Annotated in this window: 17 protein-coding genes; 3 read left to right on the top strand and 14 right to left on the bottom strand. The window is 72.1% G+C overall.

The window, feature by feature from the left end:
* Positions 1-16: 16 nt before the first annotated feature.
* Positions 17-439 (bottom strand): hypothetical protein, encoded by a 423-nt coding sequence (locus ACZ5WG_RS06815; protein ID WP_468721183.1) that lies wholly within the window; start codon positions 437-439, stop codon positions 17-19.
* Between the two features lie 246 nt (positions 440-685).
* Between ACZ5WG_RS06815 and ACZ5WG_RS06810 the strand changes: the two genes are divergently transcribed.
* On the top strand, positions 686-1,705 hold the full coding sequence (locus tag ACZ5WG_RS06810; RefSeq protein WP_468721182.1) for a serine/threonine-protein kinase: 1,020 nt from the start codon (positions 686-688) through the stop codon (positions 1,703-1,705).
* A 37-nt stretch (positions 1,706-1,742) separates the two neighbouring features.
* Here the strand turns inward: ACZ5WG_RS06810 and ACZ5WG_RS06805 are convergent, their stop codons facing one another.
* From ACZ5WG_RS06805 to ACZ5WG_RS06785, 5 genes are all read right to left on the bottom strand, one after another.
* Positions 1,743-1,973 carry a response regulator transcription factor gene (locus ACZ5WG_RS06805; protein ID WP_266669313.1) on the bottom strand — a complete coding sequence of 77 codons (231 nt, stop codon included), beginning with the start codon at positions 1,971-1,973 and terminating at the stop codon, positions 1,743-1,745.
* Between the two features lie 207 nt (positions 1,974-2,180).
* On the bottom strand, positions 2,181-4,616 hold the full coding sequence (locus tag ACZ5WG_RS06800; protein WP_468721180.1) for a SpoIIE family protein phosphatase: 2,436 nt from the start codon (positions 4,614-4,616) through the stop codon (positions 2,181-2,183).
* A 131-nt stretch (positions 4,617-4,747) separates the two neighbouring features.
* Positions 4,748-5,464, bottom strand: a complete 717-nt coding sequence (locus tag ACZ5WG_RS06795; RefSeq protein WP_468721179.1) for a 4'-phosphopantetheinyl transferase family protein — start codon at positions 5,462-5,464, stop codon at positions 4,748-4,750.
* A gap of 11 nt (positions 5,465-5,475) precedes the next feature.
* Positions 5,476-10,083, bottom strand: coding sequence for a type I polyketide synthase (locus ACZ5WG_RS06790; protein ID WP_468721178.1), 4,608 nt, complete (start codon positions 10,081-10,083; stop codon positions 5,476-5,478).
* Entirely contained in the window at positions 10,080-12,413 is a 2,334-nt protein-coding gene (locus ACZ5WG_RS06785; protein ID WP_468721176.1) for an MMPL family transporter, read from the bottom strand. The genes ACZ5WG_RS06790 and ACZ5WG_RS06785 overlap by 4 nt, the downstream gene beginning before the upstream one ends.
* A gap of 310 nt (positions 12,414-12,723) precedes the next feature.
* On the opposite strand from ACZ5WG_RS06785, the gene ACZ5WG_RS06780 reads away from it, so the two are divergent.
* A complete protein-coding gene (locus tag ACZ5WG_RS06780; RefSeq protein ID WP_468721175.1) occupies positions 12,724-13,149 on the top strand; it encodes a hypothetical protein in 426 nt (141 codons plus the stop codon).
* 81 nt (positions 13,150-13,230) lie between these two features.
* Here ACZ5WG_RS06780 and ACZ5WG_RS06775 read toward each other — a convergent pair whose 3' ends face one another.
* Entirely contained in the window at positions 13,231-13,983 is a 753-nt protein-coding gene (locus ACZ5WG_RS06775) for a hypothetical protein (protein ID WP_468721174.1), read from the bottom strand.
* 374 nt (positions 13,984-14,357) lie between these two features.
* On the opposite strand from ACZ5WG_RS06775, the gene ACZ5WG_RS06770 reads away from it, so the two are divergent.
* Positions 14,358-14,780: a hypothetical protein gene (locus ACZ5WG_RS06770; protein WP_468721173.1), complete on the top strand. Its 423-nt coding sequence runs from the start codon at positions 14,358-14,360 to the stop codon at positions 14,778-14,780.
* Between the two features lie 78 nt (positions 14,781-14,858).
* Here ACZ5WG_RS06770 and ACZ5WG_RS06765 read toward each other — a convergent pair whose 3' ends face one another.
* The 7 genes from ACZ5WG_RS06765 to ACZ5WG_RS06735 form a co-directional block, all read right to left on the bottom strand.
* Entirely contained in the window at positions 14,859-15,368 is a 510-nt protein-coding gene (locus ACZ5WG_RS06765) for a VOC family protein (protein ID WP_468721172.1), read from the bottom strand.
* A 164-nt stretch (positions 15,369-15,532) separates the two neighbouring features.
* Positions 15,533-16,288, bottom strand: a complete 756-nt coding sequence (locus tag ACZ5WG_RS06760; RefSeq protein WP_468721170.1) for a class I SAM-dependent methyltransferase — start codon at positions 16,286-16,288, stop codon at positions 15,533-15,535.
* Between the two features lie 55 nt (positions 16,289-16,343).
* Positions 16,344-17,540: an aminotransferase class V-fold PLP-dependent enzyme gene (locus ACZ5WG_RS06755; protein WP_468721168.1), complete on the bottom strand. Its 1,197-nt coding sequence runs from the start codon at positions 17,538-17,540 to the stop codon at positions 16,344-16,346.
* A gap of 1 nt (position 17,541) precedes the next feature.
* On the bottom strand, positions 17,542-18,867 hold the full coding sequence (locus ACZ5WG_RS06750; RefSeq protein ID WP_468721167.1) for a pyridoxal-phosphate dependent enzyme: 1,326 nt from the start codon (positions 18,865-18,867) through the stop codon (positions 17,542-17,544).
* A 53-nt stretch (positions 18,868-18,920) separates the two neighbouring features.
* Positions 18,921-20,399, bottom strand: a complete 1,479-nt coding sequence (locus ACZ5WG_RS06745) for a Y4yA family PLP-dependent enzyme (protein ID WP_468721165.1) — start codon at positions 20,397-20,399, stop codon at positions 18,921-18,923.
* Between the two features lie 155 nt (positions 20,400-20,554).
* The gene (locus tag ACZ5WG_RS06740) at positions 20,555-21,115 is read right to left on the bottom strand and encodes a GNAT family N-acetyltransferase (protein ID WP_468721164.1); all 561 of its coding nucleotides are present in this window, start codon (positions 21,113-21,115) and stop codon (positions 20,555-20,557) included.
* Positions 21,116-21,206: 91 nt separating this feature from the next.
* On the bottom strand, positions 21,207-22,391 hold the full coding sequence (locus ACZ5WG_RS06735) for an MFS transporter (protein ID WP_468721467.1): 1,185 nt from the start codon (positions 22,389-22,391) through the stop codon (positions 21,207-21,209).
* Positions 22,392-22,440 lie beyond the last annotated feature (49 nt).

Genomic DNA, 22,440 nt, shown 5'->3' with positions numbered 1-22,440 from the left:
GGGCGGTTTCCTGCCCTCAATTGCCGAGCTTCTGCTTCAGGTTCTCCTTGAGCTGCAGCTTGATGTCCTGCTTGTTCACCTGGCCGCCGGTGCCCTTGCCGTCGCCGCCTACGGCGGTGGCGTCGCCGGTGTTGACGGCGTCGGCGCTGGCGTTGCCGCCGGTGGCGTTGCCGGTCTTGATGTCGCATCCGCCCTCGCAGTTGCCGACGCCGCTGCTGGCGTTGCCGCCGGTGGCCTCGCCGCCGACCGTGGTGTTCTCGGCGTTGGCGTCGCCGCCGGTACCGATGCCGTCGGCGCTGTCCTGGGGGAGGTTGACGACCTGCAGCGGGGCGGCGACGGGTGCGGCCATCGCGGTCGCCGGCAGGGCGATGCCACCACCGACCAGCGCAACGGAAGCTCCGGCCAGGAAGATACGACGGGTCCAAAAGCGCTCAGACATGAGAATTCTCCATTCGGGATAAGAAAAGGCTGGTAAACCGTCTCCGGGAGATCCCCGGTGAGGGCGTACTTCAAATAAACCCGACGGGAGAACATGCGTCACGCCACTCGAACGCGTGGCTTGACGCACAGAATCGATCTTGATAGACCGGGCGCTCGTGCGGATCGCTGGATAGAATTCCCGGTAGGAAAGCGGCCCGCCGCCCCGGCGAGCCGTCGCCGGGTGGCCGGGTGAGGGTGGTGCCTGATGGGCACGGCATCGGACTTGAGCCTCTACGCGGGCCGACCCTCCGGCCTGATCGGGAAGCAGATCGCGGGTTACCGGGTCGAGCGCATGATCGGCCGCGGCGGCATGGCCGTCGTCTACTGCGCGCGGGACCTGAACCTGGACCGCATGGTGGCGCTCAAGCTGATCGCCCCGGAGCGCGCCCGCGACGAAACCTTCCGGCGCCGTTTCACCAGGGAATCGCGCGTCGCCGCGTCGATCGACCACCCGCACATCGTGCCGATCTTCGAAGCCGGTGAGACCGACGGCGTCCTGTACCTCGCCATGCGCTACGTCTCCGGCCTGGACCTGCGGGCCATGCTGGACCGGGACGGTCCGCTCCCCGTGGCGACCGCCGTCCGCATCGCAGCGCAGGTGGCGTCAGCCCTCGATGCGGCCCATGAGCACGATCTGGTGCACCGAGACGTCAAACCCGGCAACATCCTGATCGCCCCGGGCACCGACAGCGAGCACCCCGAGCATGTCTATCTCACGGACTTCGGACTGACGAAGAATGCGCGGTCGGCCACCGGAATCACCACGACGGGCGAGTTCCTCGGCACGCTCGGGTACATGGCCCCGGAGCAGATCTCCGGCCGGTCGCTGGACGGCAGGTGCGATCTCTACAGCCTCGCCTGCGTCGTGTACGAGACCCTCGCGGGCGGACCGCCCTTCGAGCGCGACGAGGATGCGGCGCTGCTGTGGGCGCACCAGTACGACCCCCCGCCTCCCCTGACCGAACGGCGGCCGGGAATCCCGCCCGCCGCGGACGAGGTCCTGGCCAAGGCCCTGGCGAAGATCCCCGAGGACCGCTACGACTCCTGCCTGGAATTCGTCGCGGCCCTGCGCGTCGCCACCGCGACCGGCGTCCCCCAGCTCGCCGGCCCGCCGTCCGGGGCGGATGCGCGGCCGGCCGGGCCCAGAGCGGAGGGCCCGGTGCAGACACCGGATCCTCCGCTCTGGGCCCGGCCGGTCTTCGCGCGCCCGCCCGGCGCGCTGTAGGCGACTGCCCTCCGTGCGAGCGGGTGGCGGCGGGGCGTCACAGTCCGAGGGAGATGGCCAGTCGGGTCAGTTCGGCGGTGCTGTTGATGCCCAGCTTGGCGCGGATGCGGCGGAGGTAGGCGTCGACGGTGTGCTTGGAGAGTCCCATGTGGCGGGCCGTCTGCAGGTAGGTGCGGCCGGCGGCGATGTGGCCCAGTGCCTCCTGCTCGCGGGGGGCGAGGGCCAGGGCGGTGGTCTCGGTCTGCGGGGTGGTGAGGGTGAGGCTCATGGGATTTCCCTCCGACGGATCGGATCGGTCATCTCTGCTCGCGCCCTCGGAAGCAGTTGGACATGTACCTGAATGTCCGGTTTGTTCTGTTTAAAATCCTGCGCCCGCACCTTCACGACGGTGTCCGCCGACTGTCACAGGCGTGTGACAGGGCCCGTCTTCCCGTTCGTCCGCGCACACCGCACCACCACGGAGTGCTCGGCGTCCTTAGAACCCGATGAGGGACTGCTCGGCCCAGATGGTCTTGCCGATCGGGGCGTGCCGGGTGCCCCAGCGCTGGGCAAGCTGGGCGACCAGCAGCAGGCCCCGCCCTCCCTCGTCGAAGGTCCGGGCGCGCCGCATGTGCGGGGCCGTACTGCTCGTGTCGGAGACCTCGCAGATCAGGGTGCTGTTCTCGTGGATCAGCCGCAGCTGGATGGGCGGCTCGCCGTAGCGGATGGCATTGGTGACCAGCTCGCTGACCAGGAGCTCGGTGACGAAGGAGGCCTCCTCGAGACCCCAGGCCGCCAGCTGGTCGGTGGTGCTCCGACGCGCATCGGCGACGATCGCGGGGTCGGGGGACAGGTCCCAGACGACGACCCTGTCGGAATGCAGGGCCCGGGTCCGGGCGACGAGCAGGGCGACGTCGTCATCGGGACGGTGGGTCAGCAGGGCGGTCAGTACGCGGTCGCACACCGTCTCCAGCGTGGTGGCGGGACGGGTGAGGGCCGCGAACATGTTGTCCAGGGCCTCGTCGATGTCGTGCTCGCGCGCTTGCAGCAGGCCATCGGTGTAAAGGGCGAGGATGCTCCCCTCGGGAAGCTCCACCTCGACGGTCTCGAAGGGCAGGCCTCCCAGGCCCAGCGGCGGCCCGGCCGGGACGTCGAGGAGGTACACGGAGCCGTCGGGGGAGACCACGGCGGGCGGGGGATGGCCGGCCCGGGCGACGGTGCAGCGGCAGGTGACCGGGTCGTAGACCACGTACAGGCACGTGGTGCCGATGCCTCCCGCGGCTTCCCCGACGCCGCCCCCGTCGGCCTCGTCGGCGGACAGGTGGATGATGAGGTCGTCGAGGTGGGTGAGCAGCTCGTCGGGCGGCAGGTCGACGTCGGCCAGGGTACGGACCGCGGTGCGCAGCCGGCCCATGGTGGCGGCGGCGCGGATGCCGTGGCCGACGACGTCGCCCACGACCAGGGCCACCCGTGCACCGGACAGCTGGATCACATCGAACCAGTCGCCGCCCAGGCCGGCCGCCGTACCTGCGGGCAGATAGCGGGAGGCGATCTCCAGTGCCGCCTGGGTGGGCAGCGTGTGCGGCAGCAGGCTGCGCTGCAGGGTCATCGTGGTGGTGTGCTCCCGCGAGGACCCTCGCGCCTCGTGGATGCTGACGGCCGCCCTGGTCGCGAGCTCCTCGGCCAGCCGCAGGTCGTCCGGCTGGAAGGGGTCACCGCGCCGGTGACGGCCGAAGACCGCCACGCCGAAGGTGACACCGCCGGCCCGCAGCGGCACCACCATCACGGAGTGGGTCCCGTACTCGCTGATCCACGCGGCGGCCCTCTCGTCCGCGGCCACCCATTGGGCGAGGGCCGGGTCGGTCGGCCCGTACACGGCGCCACGCCCTGTGGCCAGACACTCGGCCGGCGGTGACAGCGGCGGATAGCTGGTCGTCCCGCCGACCGCGACCTGGGACTCCGGGTTTCCTTCGAGGACCGACCGCACAGCGGTACGGCACACGGTGACCGGCCCCGATGCGGGGCCGGCGGACGGCTCGTCCTCGCGCGGGGGAGGGTCCAGCAGGTCGACGAACGCGAAATCGGCCAGCCGGGGGACGGCGACGTCGGCCACCTCCTGCGCGGTACGGGTGTTGTCCTGGGTGGTGCCGATGCGGGCGTCCGCGACGTCCGGCACGAGGATCCGCTGCCGGTCACCTTCGCTCGCGGTCCTCTCGTGCGCGGCCAAGGACACGGCACGCACCCGGCCGTCCGGGTCGCACAGCGGGGCCAGCGAGGTCGCCCAGCCGTGCTCCGTGCCCGCACCCGTGGAACGGACGAAGGAGTCCAGGTACTGCGGCTCACCGGTCGTCAGGACGAGGCGCATCCTCCGCTCGGTCTCGTCGCTCACGGGATCAGGCGCGATCTCCGGCAGCCGCAGCCCGCGCATCTCTGCTTCCGTGAGGGACAGCGTGCGCTCCATGCCGGCATTCGCCCGGACCAGCCGCAGGTCCGCGTCGAAGACCGCCAGGAAGCAGGGGGACTGGGTGAACGCCCACTCCTGCAGCGGTTCGTCCCAGGGTGTGCCGGGCTTGCCCGGCACGGCGGACACCACGAGCCACTGGGCGCTCCCTGCGGTGGACGTCCGAGGGTGCGCGAGCAGTCCCAGTTCCACCCGCCGGCCGTCCCGGTGCCGCAGTGCCACGGTGCCGCTCCACCGCTCCCGGCCGGCCGGGAGCCGGGCCGCATCGCCCCCGGGGCCGTCGGCGAGCAGGTCGGCGGCGGGCACCCCCACGACCTCCGACGGCGTGTACCCCAGCAGCCGACGGGCTTCGTCACTCCACTCCGTCACGATGCCCTGCTCGCTGATGGTGGCCGTGGCCGTGTATGCCGACTCGAGGGAGGCGTTCGTTTCCTCCGGCCGCTCACCAGGAAAGCTGGGAAGTTGCTCCATCGCCGCTCATCTCGCCCTCGCTAGTTCCTCTGCCGCTGTCCCACGGCAACCCCTGCACGGCCAGGCGCTCCACTGACAAGCATGATCCGGCAGGGCAATGAGCACCAACGCAGTGCTGCCAAGGGGGGCGCTCAGTCGTCCGGCCGCGAGGAGGCGGCTGCCGGGACGCTCGGTGACGGGGCGGGGTGCGCGATGACGAGGGCGAGGACTGCGTCCCCCGCCTGCCACAGCATCGCGCGGCGCCGTCCGCTGAGTACGGGAGGCCAAAGGCCGGTGATGCGGATGCGGCGCGGAGCGTCGCCGAAGACGCCGCTGCGGTCGGCCTTGACCGCGGCTTCCTTGAGCGCCCAGGCTCCGGCCAGGACATCAGGCCGGTCCGTACCGATGAGGGTGAGTTCCGGGGGAGAGAAGACGTGGGCCCCGACACGGCGGACCGCGGCCGCCGATTCCGTCCCGCACAGGTCGACTCCGACCGGTTCCGGTGCGAGCGCCGCGGCGATGTGCCGGGCGGTGTGGCTGATGGAGACGTTCACGTCCGGCACCGGGCTGCCGCCGACGACGACGTACGGACTGCCGTCGTCACGCGGGAGGATCTCCACGTCGTCCGCCGGCGCGCCGACGGCATCTGCGACCAGTCGCTTGGCGAGCACGCGACCGGCCACCCACTCGGTCTGCCGCCACGCCGGCAGCGCGTGGACCACGCGCCGTTCGGCCGGTGAGAGGCGCGGCGGGAGAAGCGGTGACGCAGGCGCTGCCTGCCACGGGCCCGGGCGGTGGGCCACGACCAGGCCGGCTCCGCCCCATCGGTGGACGTGGCCCGGCGTGATCGGCGGGAAGGTGGTGTCCATGGCAGCGGGGGTCAGGCGGCCACGGCCTGGTCCAGGTGCCGCAGCTCGTGGCCCAGCGCGGTCACGGCGTGACGGATCTGGTCGCAGGTGTGGTCACAGGTGATGAAGAAGCGCAGCCGGGCCATTTCCTCGGGTACGGCCGGATAGAGGATGGGATTGACGCTGATGCCCTGCTGGAACATGGCCTCGGCGAGCCGCAGGGTCTTCATCGAGTCCCCGACGATGCACGGGACCACCGGGGTGTCCTGACTGTCCCCGACGTCGACGCCCGCATCGCGCGCGAGGCGGACGAACAGCGCGGCGTTCTCCGCAAGCCGCGCCACGCGCTGCGGCTCGGCACGCAGCAGTCGCACGGCCGTCAGCGACGCCGCGGTGTCGGCCGGGGTCATGCCGGCGCTGTAGACGAAGCCCGGAACGGTGTAGCGCAGGTACTCGACGACCGAGCGGCTCCCGGCGACGTAGCCGCCGCAGCTCGCCAGCGCCTTGGAGAGCGTGCCCGACCACAGGTCGACGGCCGAGCGGTCGGCGCCGCAGTACTCGCCGATGCCGCGCCCGGTCGCGCCGATCGTCCCGATGCTGTGCGCCTCGTCGATCATCAGCAGCGCGCCGTGCCGGCGCTTGACCTCGACGAGGGCGGGCAGGTCGGCGATGTCGCCGTCCATGCTGTACACGCCCTCGATGACGACGAGTACCCGCCGGTACTGGTGGCGGACCTGGCCGAGGACCGCGTCGAGTGCGGCGGCGTCGTTGTGCGGGAACGGACGCCGGGTCGCGCCGGAGAGCTTGCATCCCTGCAGGATGCTGTCGTGGGCGAGGGAGTCGTGGATGACGAGGTCTCCCGGTCCGACGAGGTGCCCGATCACGGTGACGTTGGTGGCATGCCCATTGGCCAGGGTGATCGCGGCTTCGCATCCGAGCAGGCCGGCGAGTTCCCTCTCGAGCTCCAGGTGGAGCGGACGGCTGCCGGACAGCAGCCGGCTGGCGGACACGGACGTGCCGCAGCGTGCGATCGCCTCCTTGGCCGCCCCGGTCACCTCGGGGTGCGTGGCCATGCCCAGGTAGTTGTAGCTGGAGAACGAGACGAGTTCCCGGCCGTCGACGACGGTCGTGTCCGTGATGCCGCCCTCGTGGACGAGGAAGTACGGATTCGGCAGACCCATCCGGGCGAGCGTGGCGAAACGCTCACCGTGGGCGGTGACCTCCGGGAAGCACTCGATCCGCGTCTGCTCCTCGGGCAGGTCGCAGGGGGGCGGGGCCGGGGCTTCGTCGCCGTGGTCGGCGCGCTGTACGGGGACGGCCGCCGGTGCGGTGTCCGCGGAGCCGCCCGAGATCAGCGCGGCGATTCTCCCGGCGGTCGGCCGGTCGGCAGCCCTCTCGTCGAACGTCCACTGCGGCCACTGCCGATGGAGGGAGGTGAACAGATCGGTCAGCATGAGCGAGTCGAAGCCGAGATCGTCGATCAGCAGCTGGTCGCCCCGCAGATGACTCACCGGGAACGCACTGATCCGGGCCACGTGCGCGAGCACGGCGTCGGTGACCTCGTCGGCACCCGGGGCCGCTGACGGCTCCTCGTCGGCCGGGGCGGGACTGGCCGGGGCAGCCGGCACGGGTACGGGTACTGCCGCGGCCGGGGCGGTGACCTGTGGGGCGTGGTGCTGCACGGGGAGCGCCTCGGTGAGGCGGCCGAGCAGCGTCACCTGCTGCCGGACCAGCTGGAGCAGTTCGTTCACCGGGTCGTTCACCGGGTCGTGCATCGGGGCATTCATCGAGTTCTCCTGGGGCGGTGCGGGCCGGGGCGGGAGGACGGCGGCGGGGGTGTCCTGCGGTGCGGGACGCTTGCCCCGCACCCAGTAGGACTGGGTGTCGAGCCTGGCCACCGGCAGGTCCAGCAGACGGCGGGCTTCCATGGGAACCAGGGCGCGCGGGTCGACCGGGGCGCCCAGGACCGCGAGCCGGGCGAGGGCCCGGACGAACCCGCGTCCGCCGTCCGGCTCCGCCTCTGCGGCGGCGACGGCGTGGACATCGCCGTGCCCGGTGAGGTTGCGGCGGACCGAGGTGAGCAGCGAGCTGCCGCCGGTCACCTGGAGGAAGACGCGGGCCCCCTGGTCGTAGGCGGTCCGGACGGCATCGCCGAAGCGGACCGGCGCGGACGCGTGCCGGGACCACAGCTCACGCAGCCGGTCGGCGTCGGCGCAGACCGCCCCGTCCACGGACGATACGAACGGCAGGGCGGGACTGCCGAGGGGCCGGTCGGCGAGGTACGCGCTCAAGGCCTCGTCGGCGGCGGCGAACCGCGGCGAGTGGAAGGCGCCCGACACCTCGAGGGGCAGCGTGACGACACCGGCCTCGGCACACGCGCGCCGCATGATGGCGAGTCCCCGCAGCGAGCCGCTGACCACGAGCTGCCGCGGCTGGTTGAAGCACGCGAGCCACACGTCGCCGATGCCGGCCATGAGCCGACGGCAGGTCTCCTCGTCGCCCTGCACGGCGAGCATCCCGCCCCGGGAGCCGGTCTCGGCCCGTCGGAGGGCTGCGCCGCGGTGGCCCAGCAGCCGGACGGTGGCCTCGTCGGTGAGGGCTCCGGCCGCTGCGGCCGCGGCGAACTCTCCGACGCTGTGGCCCAGGGTGAGGTCGGGCGCGAGGCCGCAGTCGGCGAGGAGGTGGGTGGCGGCGATCTGGACGGTACCGAGCAGCGGCTGACACACGTCGGTGGCGGCGAGCCGCTGCCTGAGCTCCTGGTCGTCGCCCTCGCCGGCCGGGGCCTCGCCGTACAGCAGATCGGTGAGGTCGAAGCCGATGTTCCGCCGGGCCACGGCGCTGAGTGCGTCGACGGTGGCCCGGAAGCCGGTGAACCTCCCGTAGAGGTCCTGCATCATGCCCGGCCGCTGACTGCCCTGCCCGGGGAAGAGGAAGGCGATGCGGCGCTGGGCGGGGGGCAGGGGAGCGTCGGCGGCGAAGGCGCCGTCGCCGAGGTCGCCCCGGGCGCCGTCGGCGAGCTGGCGACGGGCGTCGCGCAGCCGCCGGACGAACGCGTCGGTGTCGGCGGCGACGACCGCGAGCCGGGCGGTCAGGGGCTCACGTGCGCCCAGGGTGTGGGCCACGGCCGCCAACGGGGGGCGGTCCGCCGTGTCGAGTGCGTCGAGAACGTCGCCGATGTGCTCGTCCAGCAGTTCAGGGTTGCCTGCCGAGAGCAGGACGAGCTGGGGTCCGGTGGCCTCGGCCCGTCCGGCGGGGTGGCCGACGGCAGGGGCGGGCTGCTCCTCCAGGACCACGTGGACGTTCGTGCCGCCGAAACCGAACGAGCTGACGGCGGCACGGCGCGGGGTGCCCGTGGCCCGAAAGGGCCGCGCGGTGTCGGCGAAGCGCAGGCCCGCGGCGGCGATGCCCAGGTCCGGATGGGGCGCGGTCTCCGGCTGCGGCACGATCGTGCGGTGGTGGACGACCAGGGCCGTCTTGATCAGCCCCGCGATGCCTGCGGCGGACAGCGAGTGCCCGATGAGGGCCTTGCCCGCCCCGAGGTAGCACAGTGCGGGATCGTCGTCGGGGAACTCGGTGCGCAGCCGGCGCAGCGCCTCCACCTCGGCACGGTCCCCGACGGTGGTGCCGGTTCCGTGGGCCTCGATGAAGCCCACGGACGAGGGGGCGACCCCGGCGTCGTCGTAGGCCCGGTGCATGGCGCGCAGCTGGCCTTCGGGGGTGGGAGTCAGCGGTCCGGGGGACGCGCCGTCGTTGGCCGAGCCGATGCCCCTGATCACCGCGTAGACGCGGTCGCCGTCGGCGAGGGCGTCCGCGAGCGGCCGTATGACGACGGCGCCGGCGCCTTCGCCGAGGACGAAGCCGTCGGCCGCCCCGTCGAACGGGCGGCACACACCGGTCGCGGAGAGTGCGCGGAGCTTGGAGAAGCCGACCAGGCTGTCGGGGGTGAGGCTGAGGTACACGCCGCCGACGACGGCGATGCGGCAGGTGCCCTGGCCCAGGTGGGCGATCGCCTGGTCGAGGGCGACCAGTGAGCCGGAGCAGGCGGCGTCGACGGCGAAACTGGGGCCGCCGAGGTCGAACTGCCGGCTGACCGTGCCCGCCGCCATGTTGAGCAGGCTCCCGGGCAGCGTGAAGCTCTGGACCGTGCCGAGCCGTTCTGCCTCTTCCCTGGCGGCGTCGAGACCGCCGGGGTGGTCCGCCGCGGGTGACTCGTCGGCCAGGGCGATGACCCGGAGGGGGGCCGCCATGAGGTCCTTGTAGTCGGACACCGATATGCCGAGGAAGACCCCGGTGTTCTCGCGGTCGAAGTCGCCACGGCCCAGCCCCGCGTCGTCGAGGGCCTCGCGGGTGACGTCGAGCATCAGCCGGTGCTGCGGGTCCATCGCCCGGGCGCGGGCGGGGGGCACCCCGTAGTGCGGGGCGGCGAAACGGTCCACGGCATCCAGGAAGGCGACCTGGTCGGTGTACGCGGCATGGGGGGCCGACGGGTTGTCGGGCTCGTGGAAGGTGCCGTGGTTCCAGCGCTCCGCCGGGACGGCGGAGAACTGGCGTTCCCCGCTCAGCAGGAGCTTCCAGTAGGCGCGGATGTCGGGGGCGCCGGGGTAGCGGCAGCCGAGTCCGGTGATGGCGATGTCGGTCATGACGGGTCTTCTTCCTTTGCGTGGTGCCCCGGGCGGACGGCCACCAGGGCGGTGGGGACGGGCTCTGCACCGTGGGAGTCAGCGGTGCGGGGGTGCGGGGGCAGGTGGGGCGGTGCGGACCGCAGGTCACCCCTGTCGGCCGTGGCCGGGCGGGGAACGGCCGCCGGATGAGGCACCCTGCGCCCGAGCGGCCATGGCGCCCACCAGTTCAGGCCGCCGGCCAGGCGCATGAGCGCCGGTACGAGGACGCCCCGTACGAGGGTGGCGTCGAGGAGGACGCCGAGGCCTGCGCCGATTCCGAAGAACTGCAGGAGCGAGACCTGGGAGGTGCCGAAGCTCAGGAGCGTGAACGCGAGGAGGGAACCGGCGGTCGTGACGATGCCGCCCGTGTGGGCTATGCCCGAGACGATCGAGCTGGTGTTGTCCTCCCCGGCCTCGTGCGCCTCCTTGATGCGCGCGAGGACGAACACCTCGTAGTCCACCGAGAGCCCGAAGACGATGCAGAACAGCAGCACCGGCATGGTCGTGCTGAGTGGCCCGGGCGTGAAATGGAGCAGGTGCTGAAGATGGCCCGTCTGGAAGACCCACACCATCGCGCCGAGGACGGCCGCGAGGCTCAGGGCGTTCAGCGCGATGGCCTTCAGCGGCAGCAGCAGGCTGCGCGTGAAGCCGAGCAGGAGCACGAACGTGGTGAGCGTGATCAGGGAGAGCGCCAGCGGAAGCCGGTCTCCCACGGTGGCCTTGGCGTCGACCAGGACCGCGCTCGGTCCGCCGACGAGGACGTCGGTGCCCGCCGGGGCGGGAGTCGCGCGGACGGCGTGCACGAGCTGCTGGGCGGCCCCCGACTGGGGGTCCACCTGCGGCACCACGGAGAGCTGGGCCGGGCCGTCGCCCGCGGGCCCGGCCGCGGATCCGGCGGATCCGGAGACCGCTGCCCGCGCACCGTGCCGGAAGCTGCCCTCGGGCCCCGCGACCTGGGCGACGTGCGGGAGCGCGGACAGCCGGCGGGCGTAGTCCTCCCGGGCCGGCGGGGACGCCGTACCCGTCATGACGACCGTGAGCGCGCTCGGGCCGTTCATGTCGAACGCACCGCGCACCAGGTCCCCGGTCTGACGGCTGGACGAGCTCACGGGCAGCGCCCGCTCGTCAGGGGTGGCGAATCCGGCGTGTGCGAACGGCCCCGCGAGCACCACGAGCAGACCGATCACCGGCAGCGCCGCGATCAGCGGGCGGCGTACGACGATCTGCGCCAGCCCCCGCCAGAAGCGCGACTCCGAGCCGGCGTGGGCCCGGCGGCGCCACGGCACGGCCAAGGCGTTCACCCGCTTTCCGAGCAGCGCGAGCAGGGCCGGCAACACGGTGACGGCGCTCACCGCGGCGATCGCCACGACGGCGATGCCCGCGTAGGCGAAGGAGCGCAGGAAGTAGGGCGGGAACACCAGCAGCGTCGCGAGCGCGGCGGAGACCGTGGCGGCACTGAAGAGGATCGTGTGGCCCGCGGTACGCACGGTGCGGAGGGCGGCGCTGCGCGGACCGTGTCCGTCGGCGAGTTCCTCGCGGAACCGGGAGACGACCAGCAGCCCGTAGTCGATGCCCAGCCCCAGGCCGAGCGCGGTGGTGAGGTTCAGCGCGAACACGGACACGTCGGTGACGGCGCCGAGCACGCTCAGGACCAGCAGCGTCCCGGCGATGGCCAGCACCCCGATGAGCAGGGGCAGAGCCGCGGCCACCGCACTTCCGAACACCAGGACCAGCAGGATCAGGGTTCCCGGCAGCACGACGGACTCGGCGCGCTTCAGGTCGGACTCCGAGAGGTCCTGGAGCTCGGCGTCGATGAGCGCCGGTCCTCCGGCGTGCACCGTGAGGGCCGTCGTGGCGGCCGTCGGGGTGGTGAGCTCCTTGCTCAGCTGCTTGACCCGCGCACCGAGCTGTTCCCCCTCGCCGTCCACGTGCGCGACGAGCATCGCCGCGTGGCCGTCCCGGCTGCGCAGCTCCGCCGCGTTGCCGGTCCAGTACGAGGTCACGGCGCTCACGTGCGGTTGCGTACGAAGGCGTCCGGTCAGGGCCTCGCCCGCGCTGCGGGCTGCCGGGTCGTCGACGGAACCGCCGCGGGCCTGCGCGACGACGACCAGGTTGGGGGACGCCCCCAGGTGTTCTGCCGCCACGCGGGCGGCGCGGCTGGACTCCGATCGGGGGTCGTCGTACCCCTGCGTCTTCAGTCGGCCGGTTGCCCCTGCACCGAACACGGCGGACAGCACGAGGAAGGCGAGCGCGGCAAAGAGGACGAGCCGTGGACGGCGGGTCACGAAGACCCCTGCACGACGGGACATGAATGGCTCCGGTCCGGATGGTGTTTCGCTCCTGCTCTTGAGCAGGACGGTCGATTTCCACCGTGCCGGGAGGGGGGACGGGGCCATAGCCCCGGCTATTCGTTACTTGACAGCAGCCGCTGCGTACAGGGCCGGAGGAGTTCATCCGGGCATGGCGCAGCCTTGTATCAAGATCGGTTCTGGGCGTCAAGTCACGTGTTCGAGTGGCGTGACGCGCGTTCTCGCTTCGGGTTTATTTGAAGTACGCCCTCACCGGGGATCTCCCGGAGACGGTTTACCAGCCTTTTCTTATCCCGAATGGAGAATTCTCATGTCTGAGCGCTTTTGGACCCGTCGTATCTTCCTGGCCGGAGCTTCCGTTGCGCTGGTCGGTGGTGGCATCGCCCTGCCGGCGACCGCCATGGCCGCACCCGCCGCCGCCCCGCAGCAGGCCGTCAACCTCGTCCAGGACGACAGCGCCGACGGCATCGGTACCGGCGGCGACGCCAACGCCGAGAACACCACGGTCGGCGGCGAGGCCACCGGCGGCAACGCGAACAGCGGCGTCGGCAACTGCAAGGGCAAGTGTGTGATCAGCACGGGTAACGCCACCGGCGGCAACGCCAGTGCCGACGCCGTCAACACCGGCGACGCCACTGCCGTGGGCGGCGACGGCAAGGGCACGGGTGGCCAGGTGAACAAGCAGAGCATCAAGGCGCAGGTCAAGGAGAACCTGAAGCAGAAGCTCGGCAATTGAGGGCAGGAAATCGACCCCACACCACAGACGCCGGAGAGGCCCTCAGCCTCTCCGGCGTCTGTTTCGTGCTTCTCCGGCTGGTCAGCCGTTGCCGCCCGTGGCCGTCGCCTCACCGGTCACGGCCGTTGCGTTGCCGCTGTTGAGGGCGTCGGCACTGGCGGCGCCGCCCGTCGCGGCACCCGTGGTGATGGTGCACCTGCCGATGCAGGTGCCGACACCCGAGTTGGCGTTCCCGCCGGTGGCGGTACCGCCGACCGTGGTGATCGCGGCAATGGCGTTGCCGCTGACGGCGCTGGCGTCACCCCCCGTGCCCTTGTCGTCGTCACCCATGGCCCGCGTGCCCTGCCCGACCGAGTTCATGGCGTCGAACGTGCCGCTCAGAGACTCGCCGCTCACGGCGGTGTTGACGGCGTCGTGGCACAGACCGCTGCACACGTTGAAGGCGCCGTCACCCACGGCGGTGTTGGTGCTGGTGCCGCAGAGGCCCGCGCACTCGTTGAACGCGCCGGCCCCCACGGTCGTATTGGTGCTGCCGTCGCACAGTCCCCGGCACACGCCGGAGGAACCGTCGCCCACGGCCGTATTGGTGCTGTCGTGGCAGATCCCCTCGCACACGCCGGAGGTACCGTTGCCCGCGGCGGTGTTGCTGCTGTCGTGGCAGAGCCCCCTGCACGCGCTCGGTGCGGTGTCGGTTGCGGCGGTGGTGATGCTGGCGTAGCCGTACTGAGGGGATGCCGGTGCGGCCATCGCGGTCGCCGGCAGGGCCACGACGCCGGCCAGTGCCACGGAAGCCGCGGTCAGCACGATACGACGGGTCCAGGAACGCTCGTTCATCGGAATTCTCCGGGATTCTTGTGCGAGGTCTTCGCCTGTGGCCAAGCAGGCGGGCGCTGAGGCTGCCGGTTGGATACGCCCGGTGCTGTGCAGACGCCGGGGATCCCTGGGCTTATGCGAGGCCGACGTTAGCGTGTGGATCATGCCGCGAGCAGGATCTGGCGAAGCGCGGCGTGTTCCGGCGCTTCCCGGTATCAAGATCGATTCTGGGCGTCAAGTCACGTGTTCGAGTGGCGTGACGCATGTTCTCCCGCAGGGTTTATTTGAAGTGCGCCCTCACCGAGGAACGCCCCGGAGAACACGAAGCCGGAATATATCCCGGAACTTTCCGCGGGGCGGAATGCGAACTTTTTGATACCGAATGGAGAATTCTCATGTCTGAGCGTTTCTGGACCCGTCGTATCGTCCTGGCCGGAGCCTCCGTGGCGCTGATCGGCGGCGGTGTCGCGCTGCCGGCGACCGCGATGGCCGCGCCGACCGCCGCCCCGCAGCAGGCCGTCACGCTCCCCCAGGACAGCGCCGACGGCATCGGCGTCGGCGGCAACGCCCATGCCGGCAACACCACCGTCGGCGGTACCGCCCGGGGCGGCGGCGCCTACGCCGGAGTCGGCAACTGCGAGGGCGGGTGCACGGTCACCACCGGTGTCGCCCGCGGCGGCAACGCCAGCGCCGACGCCGTCAACACCGGCGACGCCACCGCCGTGGGCGGGAACGGCACCGGCACCGGCGGCGCCGTCACCACACAGGACATCAAGCAGGAGGTCCTGCAGAACCTGAAGGCGAAGCTCGCCCACTGAGGGCCGGCAGCCCCCACAGCCCCACATGCGGACGCCGGAGAGGCCCACAGCCTCTCCGGCGTCCGCATGTCCGGCGGTTCAGCCACCGTCCTGCATGGACTCCAGGGCCTCCTTCGCCCGTTTCTCCATCTCCGCCGGGGGGATGTCCTCCACGTGCGTGGCGATGTTCCAGCGGTGGCCGAAGGGGTCCTCGAGCTGCCCGGTGCGGTCGCCGTAGAACTCGTCCTTGACCGGCGACACCTCCGTGGCGCCGCGGGAGAGGGCCTCGGCGAAGACGGCGTCGACGTCGTCGACGTACACGTGCAGGGTGACGGGCGTGCCGCCCACCGTCTTGGGCGAGCGGAATCCGATCTCCGGGTACTCGTCGGCGAGCATGATGACCGAGTTGCCCAGCTCCAGCTCGGCGTGGCCGATCCTGCCGTCGGGCGCCGGCATCCTCATCCGCTCGGTCGCGCCGAGCACGGATACGTAGAAGTCGATCGCGGCTGCGGCTCCGTCGGTACAGAGGTACGGCGTGACCCGCGGGTATCCCTCGGGAATGGGGTTGACGGCCACCGGGCTCCCGCCCTTCCTGACAGTGGCGGTCACCGCCGACCGCCGTCTGCGACCACTGATATCCCGCTCCCGCAGAGCCCGCTCCGGCGCCGCGCGGCACCCCCGCACCGGTTGCCCCGAAGGGCCCATCCGGGTCACCGGAGGCCTGCTTCCGGGTCCGTACGCAGAACAGGGGCGGCCGGGTCGGGACGGCGGGGTCAGCGGACCGCGACCACCACGTGGCTGTTGCCGAACTGCCAGACGGTGCCGACGTGCTCGAAGCCCGCCTCGCGCAGCAGCGCGAGGTGGTCGGTGAGGGTCAGGTCGTTCCCCTCGCACCGCGGGTGGGCGCTGCGGTCGCGGGCGGCGAGGAGGGGCGTCAGCTCGGGGTCGGCCCGCACCCCCGACCACCACGACTCCCAGTCCTCGTGCGCCAGGGCCTGCTGGCGCTCGGCGCGCCGCCGGCCGATGTCGACGGCGAGCTCGTGGACCTTGGGGGAGTCCGGTTCCAGATGGTCGCCGTTGACGAGGACTCCGCCGGGCCGGATGCACCCGGCCAGCTCCTCGTACGTCCGCCGCAGGGCGTCCGCGCCGAGGTAGTGCAGGGCCGTCGTCGAGACGGCGGCGTCCACCGGGCGGTCCAGCGCGAGCCTGTCGAGCCAGCCCGGCTCCCCGATCGAGGCCTCGGCGAAGCGCAGGGCCGCTCCGTGGTGCGCCCGCCCCAGTTCCAGCAGCAGCGGATCGGCGTCGACGCCCACGACCTCGGCCGCGGGCATCCGCTCCGCCATGCGCGCCGCCAGTGACCCCGGCCCGCATCCCAGGTCGACGAGCAGGGGAGCCGCGCAGCCCGCCGTCACGCGTTCGACCACGTCGGAGATGACGGTGAACCGCTCCTCGCGGTCGACTGCGTAGCGCTGCTGCTGCCGCTCCCAGCGTTCCACCCACCGGCCGGCCGCCACCGTGTGCACGTTCATGTTTCTGTCCGCTCGCGCCTCTGCCGTTCTCACGGCCCTGAACTCCACATGAAAATCATTGCAGATTGGCGAGGGTGGTGAGCAACGCTTCGATCTCCTCTGCCGTGTTGTACACGTGCAGGCTCACCCGCACCGATCCGTCCTTCACCTCGGCGCCCGCCTGGCAGTGTCCGTCGGAGCGGACCATGAATCCGTGGCTGTAGAGGATGAACCCGAGATCGCGGGATTCGATCTCGCGGTGCCGGAACGCCACGATGCTCCGCCGCCGCTGCACTTCGGCACCGGCCGCCAGGCTGGAGCGGCAGCCGAGCACCTCGTACGCGTCCAGCCCGCTCAGGCCGTCCGTCAACCGGGCCGCCAGCGCCACCGTCCACGCCTCGATCCGGTCCGTGCCGGCCGCGTCGAGCCAGTCGAGCGCGGCGGTCAGGCTTGCGATGCCGACGGTGTTCGGGGTGCCGGCCCAGCCGCCCGGCCGGAACTCCGGCCCCCGTCGGCCACGGGCCCAGACCGCGCCGGTGCCCGGCAGGGCCAGGGCCTTGTGCCCGGAGAACACCACGAAGTCCACGTCGAGTCCGGCAACGGAGAACGGCAGGTGGCCGATGCTCTGCGCGGCGTCGAGGCAGATCGGGACGTCCGGCCCGATCACCCGGCGGATCCGGTGCACGTTCATGTCGGCGCCGTAGACGTGGTGCACATGGGTGGCCGCGACGAAACGGGTGCGGGGTCCGGCCGAGGCGGCGAGTGCCGCCGGGTCGTAGTCGCCGGAACCGTCCTGGTAGGGCAGCTCCCGGACCCGGATCCGTACGCCCTGCCGGGCCAGCACCTCCCGTACTTCCAGCCACGGCGACAGGTTCGCCTCGTGGTCGGCGAACGGGACGACGATCTCGTCCCCGTCGGTGAGCCGGCCCGCCAGCCAGTCCAGGGCGACGGTCCGCAGCCCCTCGGAGGCCCCGCTGGTGAAGTGCACCGACGACCGGTCCTGTTCGGGGTCTCCCAGGAACTCCTTGACCCGGCCGCGGGCCCGCTCCACCGCGGCCGTCGTCGCATTGGCCCAGGGGTACGAGCCGCGGCCCGCGTTGGCGTTGGAGGTGGTGAGGTAGTGCTGCACGGCGTCCAGTACGGCCTGCGGCTTCTGCGCGGTCGCCGCGCTGTCCAGGTAGGCCAGCCCCGGGTTCGCCACGATGATCGGGAACTGGGCGCGCAACGGGCGCTGCCAGGAACGCAGTTCCTCGAGAGCGTCGGCGTCGGCCATGTCAGTCACGCACCAGCGGCGCGCCCGCGTCCCGCCACGCGATGATCCCTCCTGCGAGGCTGCGTACGTCGGGATGGCCCATCCGGGTCAGCAGGGCGGCGTAGCGCGCCGACTGCTCGCCCACCGGGCACGCCAGCAGGACGGGCCGGCGTGTGCTGAACGGCATCCCACCCCGGACGAGTTCGTCGAAGAGCTCGTCGACGATGTTCACCGATCCGTCGATGTGCAGCGCGGCGTAGGCGAAGGAACTGCGCAGGTCGATCACCAGTGGTCGCTCGGCTGCGAGCCACTTCTGGGCGTCGGCCACCTCGATGACCTGGGCCGCCCGTACCTCGGTGTCGGTCAGAGCGGTCACGGAGTTCCGTGCGGGCGGGCGGCCCAGCAACTCGGGGCGACGCTGTTTGACGTAGCCGAGATAGCTCTCCACCCGGTCGCAGACGATGAAGACCGCGCTCCTGCGGTCCGTCTCCGTCAACTCTGCGTCGATCGGCTTCAGATGGCGGACCGTTCCCCGGTACGCGGCGCCGCCCGTGGGTCCGGCGAGGATCCCGCAGCGCCGGACCAGGGTCAGCATGCCGTCGATGGCGTCGTCGGCGCTGACCGACTCGATCGTGTCGTACGTGGCCGGGTCGAAGAGGCCGACCTCGTGGACCTCGTCGACGTTGCGGATGCCGGGGATGAAGTCCGACTTCTCGCCCACCAGTCCGATCACCCGTACGGCCGGATCATGGGCGCGCAACGCCCGTGCCACGCCCGTGGAGGAACCCGCCGTGCCGACGCAGGCGAGGAACCAGTCCGGGGCCCGGCCGTCCAGGTCCGCCACGATCTCCGGGCCCGTACCCGACTCGTGCGCCTCGGTGTTCAGCGCGTTGAAGTACTGGTCGGTGTGCAGGTGGGCACTGCCGGACTGGTTCAGCCTCTGGTGGAAGAGGGTCAGCGGGTCCTCGGTGTCCGTCGGGTCCAGGCATTCGCTGCGGCCCGGCAGCTCCTCGATCTCGGCGCCCAGCAGCAGGAGCAGGTCCTTGACCTCGGGTATGCGCATCCGGTTGGTGACGCTCTTGAACGACAGCCCGTGCATGCCCGCGATGACGGCCAGGGCCTTGGCCGTGTTGCCGCTGGACAGCTCGACGACCGTCGCGCCGCGCTCCCGGGCGCCGGGCAGGCCGGACCGGGCCATGTTCCAGGCGGCCCGGTCCTTGACGGAACCGAAGGGGTTGAGCATCTCGAGCTTCGCGTAGACGTCGATGTGGCGCAGGCCGTGTACGGCCGGATCGATACGGACCAGCGGGGTGTTGCCGATGGCCTCGGTGATGCTGTCGTACCTCATGACTGTCCCCCCGAATCGGTGATCGGCCAGTACTCCTCGATCGGCCAGTACTCCTAGATCGGCCAGTACTCCTCGTCCAGACACCAGCGCCAGGCGCCTCCCTCCTGCGCTTCGTGTCCGTCCTGTCCTTCCTGACGTTCCTGACGGACGGCCACCTTGCGGGCCACCGGCTGCTGTTGTGCGCGGGTGGCACTGAAGTCCATGCAGTACCCGGCGGTGTTGGCGAAGCCGAGCAGGTCTCCAGGCCTCGGCAGCCGCGGCAGGAACACCGTTCTGCGGGTGATCAGGTCGGCTTCCAGACAGAGGTTGCCCATGAGGTGGACGCCGACCGGCTCCTGCGGGCCGGCGGGTGCGCCGTCGCGGGGCACGACCACGGGGTCCATGAGGATCCCGTGGTCCTCCAGGCTGACGTCGCTCGCGTTCATGGCGAGGCGTACGAACGCAGGGCCCGCGTCCCGGTGCCGCACCTCCAGGACCCGGGCCAGAGACAGCCCGCACTGGTCGGCGAGGGCCCGGCCCGGCTCCGTGTACAGGTCGCAGAGGCTCTCCAGCAGCAGGGTGCCCAGCGGCCGGCCCAGTGTGGGGGCGGGCTGTGACAAGAGCGCGTCGAGGTAGGCGGCGCCGGCGACCGGGCGGTGGGCGGGGTACAGGCTCAGGGCGCCGCGGAGCGTACCGCCCTCGGAGTGCAGACCGTAGCCGTGGCCGCCCCACGCAAGGGGCGGGCGGCGGCCCATCACCGCGGCCGTGAGCTCGCTCGTGTAGCGGTCCCACTGGCCGGCGTGCGCGAGGTAGCTGACGCCGAAGCCGCCGCCGATGTCCACGGCGCGCGGCTGGAATCCCCGTAATCGCAGGTCGTCCATGGCGCGCAGGCAGCCTTCGAGGGCGATGGCCTTCTCGTCCGGGCTCGTGGTGTCGAGGTGGTACGCGACGCCGACCGGATCGAGGGAGTCCCGGTGGCGTTCGAGGAGGTCCAGCAGCGGGCCCAGTGCCTTCACGGACGTACCGAACCGGCTCCTGCGGGACAGCATCCTGGCTCCCGAGGTCTCGAACTCGCAGAGGCGGAGCAGGACGCGCGCACGAGGCAGGTCGTGGCGCCGGACGAGTGCCGCCAAGGACTCCAGCTCGCCGGGGCCGTCGGCGTTCACGGTGACCCCCGACCGCGCGGCGAGCCAGAGGAACGCCGGATCCTTGGGACCGGTCGCCATGATGCGGTCCGCGGTGAAGCCGTCGCCGAGGGCGTGCCGGAGCTCGCCGAGGGAGGCCACGTCCACGGCGGCGTCCGCGGTGGTGAGCCGCCGGACCAGAGACCGGGCACGGTTCGCCTTGTGGGCGAAGAAGACGTGCCCGCCGAGGCGGTGGCGGCGGTAGACGGAGCGGAAGCCCTCGGTGTTCTCCGCCATCTGGTCGGGCACGAGGACGTTCAGGGGCGAGCCGAGGGCGTCCACGAGCATGTGCAGGAACGGGGCCGAGCCGAGCAGCGCAGCGAGCCGCGGTGCCAACCGCGGTTCCAGGTACAGGGGGCCGGTGTCCATCGCAGCTGCTCCTCCCGCGCTCCGATCGTACGACGATTTACCTCGCGGCCCTGTTCCTGCCCTGCTGGCCGGGTTCGGACGCGTGATGGAGGGAGATGACCGAAACGTGACGGGGCGCGCCAGAGCACTTGGCGGGCTCAGACGGCTCAGACGGCTCAGACGGCTCGGAGGGCGAGGTACATGAGGATCTCGTCACGGTCGTCGCCGGGCGCAACCCGCAGGCCGCCGGGCCAGCGCCCGATCTCGCGCCAGCCCAGACGGGCGTAGAACTCCTCGAGCCCCAGCCCGGCCCGGACGGCGATGTGCAACTGCTCCAGCCCCATCTCCTGCCGGGCGAGATCGTGCACCCGGTGCATCAGGGCGGTACCGATGCCGCGGCCGCGGAACTCGGGGTGGGCCATGACGTGGTTGACGGCGCCGCAGTGCGCGACGAGGGGGTGCGGGTCACGGCGCAGAATCAGCCACCCGGCGAGCCTCCCGCCGACGGTGGCGATCAGCATCCGGGCGCGGTGCGGCTCGAGCTCGGCGACGAGCAGGCCCAGGGCCGGGTCGGCCTGGCCGGTGCTCACCGGCGGCATGGGGAGCCCCCGGGGGATGACGGCGCCTCCGGCGTTGATCACCCGTACCCAGCAGTCGACGAGCTGTTCCCGGAGTTCGGCAGTCAGTTCCCGGGGGCGGGTGATCTGCGCGAAGTCGAGTGGTTGCTGCGCGGTCATGGAGCGCAGCTTGCCAGATGCGGCATCGACGGGTGCCCCGGCCGGGTGAGGACGGACCGGCCGGGGCGGGGCGCGCCGCGGGTGCCGGCGGTCAGTCCGTCATGGCCGGGGCCGTACGCCCGAAGTGGCGGGCGGTGGGTACCAGCGCAGCCGCGGCCGGGACGAGGAAGCAGGCGGCGGCGCACGCGGCGAGTACGGCAGTGACCCCGAAGACGCCGATGGCGGGTGCGATCAGCGCGAGCCCGACGGGTGCCAGGCCGTACGACACGAGGAAGTCCAGGGAGGAGACGCGGGCCAGCTTGTCCGGGGCGACCTCGCGCTGGGTGGCCGTGAACCAGGGCACGTTGAACAGCTCGATGCCGATCCCGGCGACGGCGTACGCGGTGACGACCACGACCGGGTGCACGGGCAGCATCAGGCTCAGCGGGGCGAAGCCGTACGCGGCCAGCCCGGCGAGGGCGGCCCAGCCCGGTGAGCGGGGCCGCCGACGGGCGATGACCAGGGCGCCGACGAGCGCGCCCAGGGTGTACGCGGTCATGGCCGCGGCCAGCACCCACTCGGTGCCGTAGCGGTCCCGGCTGATCAGGGGCAGCGCGACGCTGGTGGCGGAGTAGCCGAGGGCGATGACGGCGACGAGGGCGCCGAGTCCGGCGAGGAACCAGGGATGGCGCCGTGCCTCGCGTATGCCCTCCAGGAATTCGGCGCGGAAACCGGCGCGCGGGGTGGGTTCCGCGGCCGACCCGGTCGTGTCGGCGCCCTTGCCCGGGACGAGCGCGGCGACCAGCCAGAGCAGGCCGATGCCGAGCAGCAGCGTCCCGACGTCGAGGAAGGCCGCGAGCAGGGCGGTCAGGGCGGGTCCGGCGAGGGTGGAGCTGCGTACCGCCATGGTCATGGCGGCGTTGGCCTGCTGACGGCGCCCGGGCTCGACGGTCTCGGCGGTGAGTGCCTGGAACGCGGGGCGGCAGGCGCCCTGTCCGGCGCCGGCGAGGGCGGCGGCGGCCGTCATCAGCACGAGCGAGCGCCCGAGTCCGGCGGCGAGGAGGGGCGCGGCGACCGCCGCCGCCAGGGCGGACCAGAGGACGACCGCGCGGCGGGAGTGCCGGTCGGCCAGCACGCCGCCGACGGTGACGGCGGCGAGGAAGCCGGCGGTGCGCGCGGCGAGGACCAGGCCCAGGCCGGCGGCGCCGAGGTCGCGGTGCAGGACGGCGAGCCCGAGGACGAAGGGCAGGGCCCAGGTCGCGAGGCCGGAGGCGGTGGTGCCCGCCCACAGACGCAGGAACGCGGGGTCCAGGAGGACGGAACGCGGGGGCGGGGCATCGGTCTTG

The sequence above is a fragment of the Streptomyces sp. NPDC032745 genome, from assembly GCF_055579465.1.
This window is presented reverse-complemented; position numbering and strand designations above follow the sequence as displayed.

What these genes read in the sequence shown, in the direction of transcription:
- ACZ5WG_RS06795 (WP_468721179.1), bottom strand. Translation starts at nt 5,464, where the DNA reads ATGGACACCACCTTCCCGCCGATCACGCCGGGCCACGTCCACCGATGG.
- ACZ5WG_RS06770 (WP_468721173.1), top strand. Translation starts at nt 14,358, where the DNA reads ATGTCTGAGCGTTTCTGGACCCGTCGTATCGTCCTGGCCGGAGCCTCC.
- ACZ5WG_RS06785 (WP_468721176.1), bottom strand. Translation starts at nt 12,413, where the DNA reads ATGTCCCGTCGTGCAGGGGTCTTCGTGACCCGCCGTCCACGGCTCGTC.
- ACZ5WG_RS06760 (WP_468721170.1), bottom strand. Translation starts at nt 16,288, where the DNA reads ATGAACGTGCACACGGTGGCGGCCGGCCGGTGGGTGGAACGCTGGGAG.
- ACZ5WG_RS06805 (WP_266669313.1), bottom strand. Translation starts at nt 1,973, where the DNA reads ATGAGCCTCACCCTCACCACCCCGCAGACCGAGACCACCGCCCTGGCC.
- ACZ5WG_RS06775 (WP_468721174.1), bottom strand. Translation starts at nt 13,983, where the DNA reads ATGAACGAGCGTTCCTGGACCCGTCGTATCGTGCTGACCGCGGCTTCC.
- ACZ5WG_RS06790 (WP_468721178.1), bottom strand. Translation starts at nt 10,083, where the DNA reads ATGACCGACATCGCCATCACCGGACTCGGCTGCCGCTACCCCGGCGCC.
- ACZ5WG_RS06750 (WP_468721167.1), bottom strand. Translation starts at nt 18,867, where the DNA reads ATGAGGTACGACAGCATCACCGAGGCCATCGGCAACACCCCGCTGGTC.
- ACZ5WG_RS06815 (WP_468721183.1), bottom strand. Translation starts at nt 439, where the DNA reads ATGTCTGAGCGCTTTTGGACCCGTCGTATCTTCCTGGCCGGAGCTTCC.
- ACZ5WG_RS06740 (WP_468721164.1), bottom strand. Translation starts at nt 21,115, where the DNA reads ATGACCGCGCAGCAACCACTCGACTTCGCGCAGATCACCCGCCCCCGG.
- ACZ5WG_RS06745 (WP_468721165.1), bottom strand. Translation starts at nt 20,399, where the DNA reads ATGGACACCGGCCCCCTGTACCTGGAACCGCGGTTGGCACCGCGGCTC.
- ACZ5WG_RS06755 (WP_468721168.1), bottom strand. Translation starts at nt 17,540, where the DNA reads ATGGCCGACGCCGACGCTCTCGAGGAACTGCGTTCCTGGCAGCGCCCG.
- ACZ5WG_RS06810 (WP_468721182.1), top strand. Translation starts at nt 686, where the DNA reads ATGGGCACGGCATCGGACTTGAGCCTCTACGCGGGCCGACCCTCCGGC.
- ACZ5WG_RS06800 (WP_468721180.1), bottom strand. Translation starts at nt 4,616, where the DNA reads ATGGAGCAACTTCCCAGCTTTCCTGGTGAGCGGCCGGAGGAAACGAAC.
- ACZ5WG_RS06780 (WP_468721175.1), top strand. Translation starts at nt 12,724, where the DNA reads ATGTCTGAGCGCTTTTGGACCCGTCGTATCTTCCTGGCCGGAGCTTCC.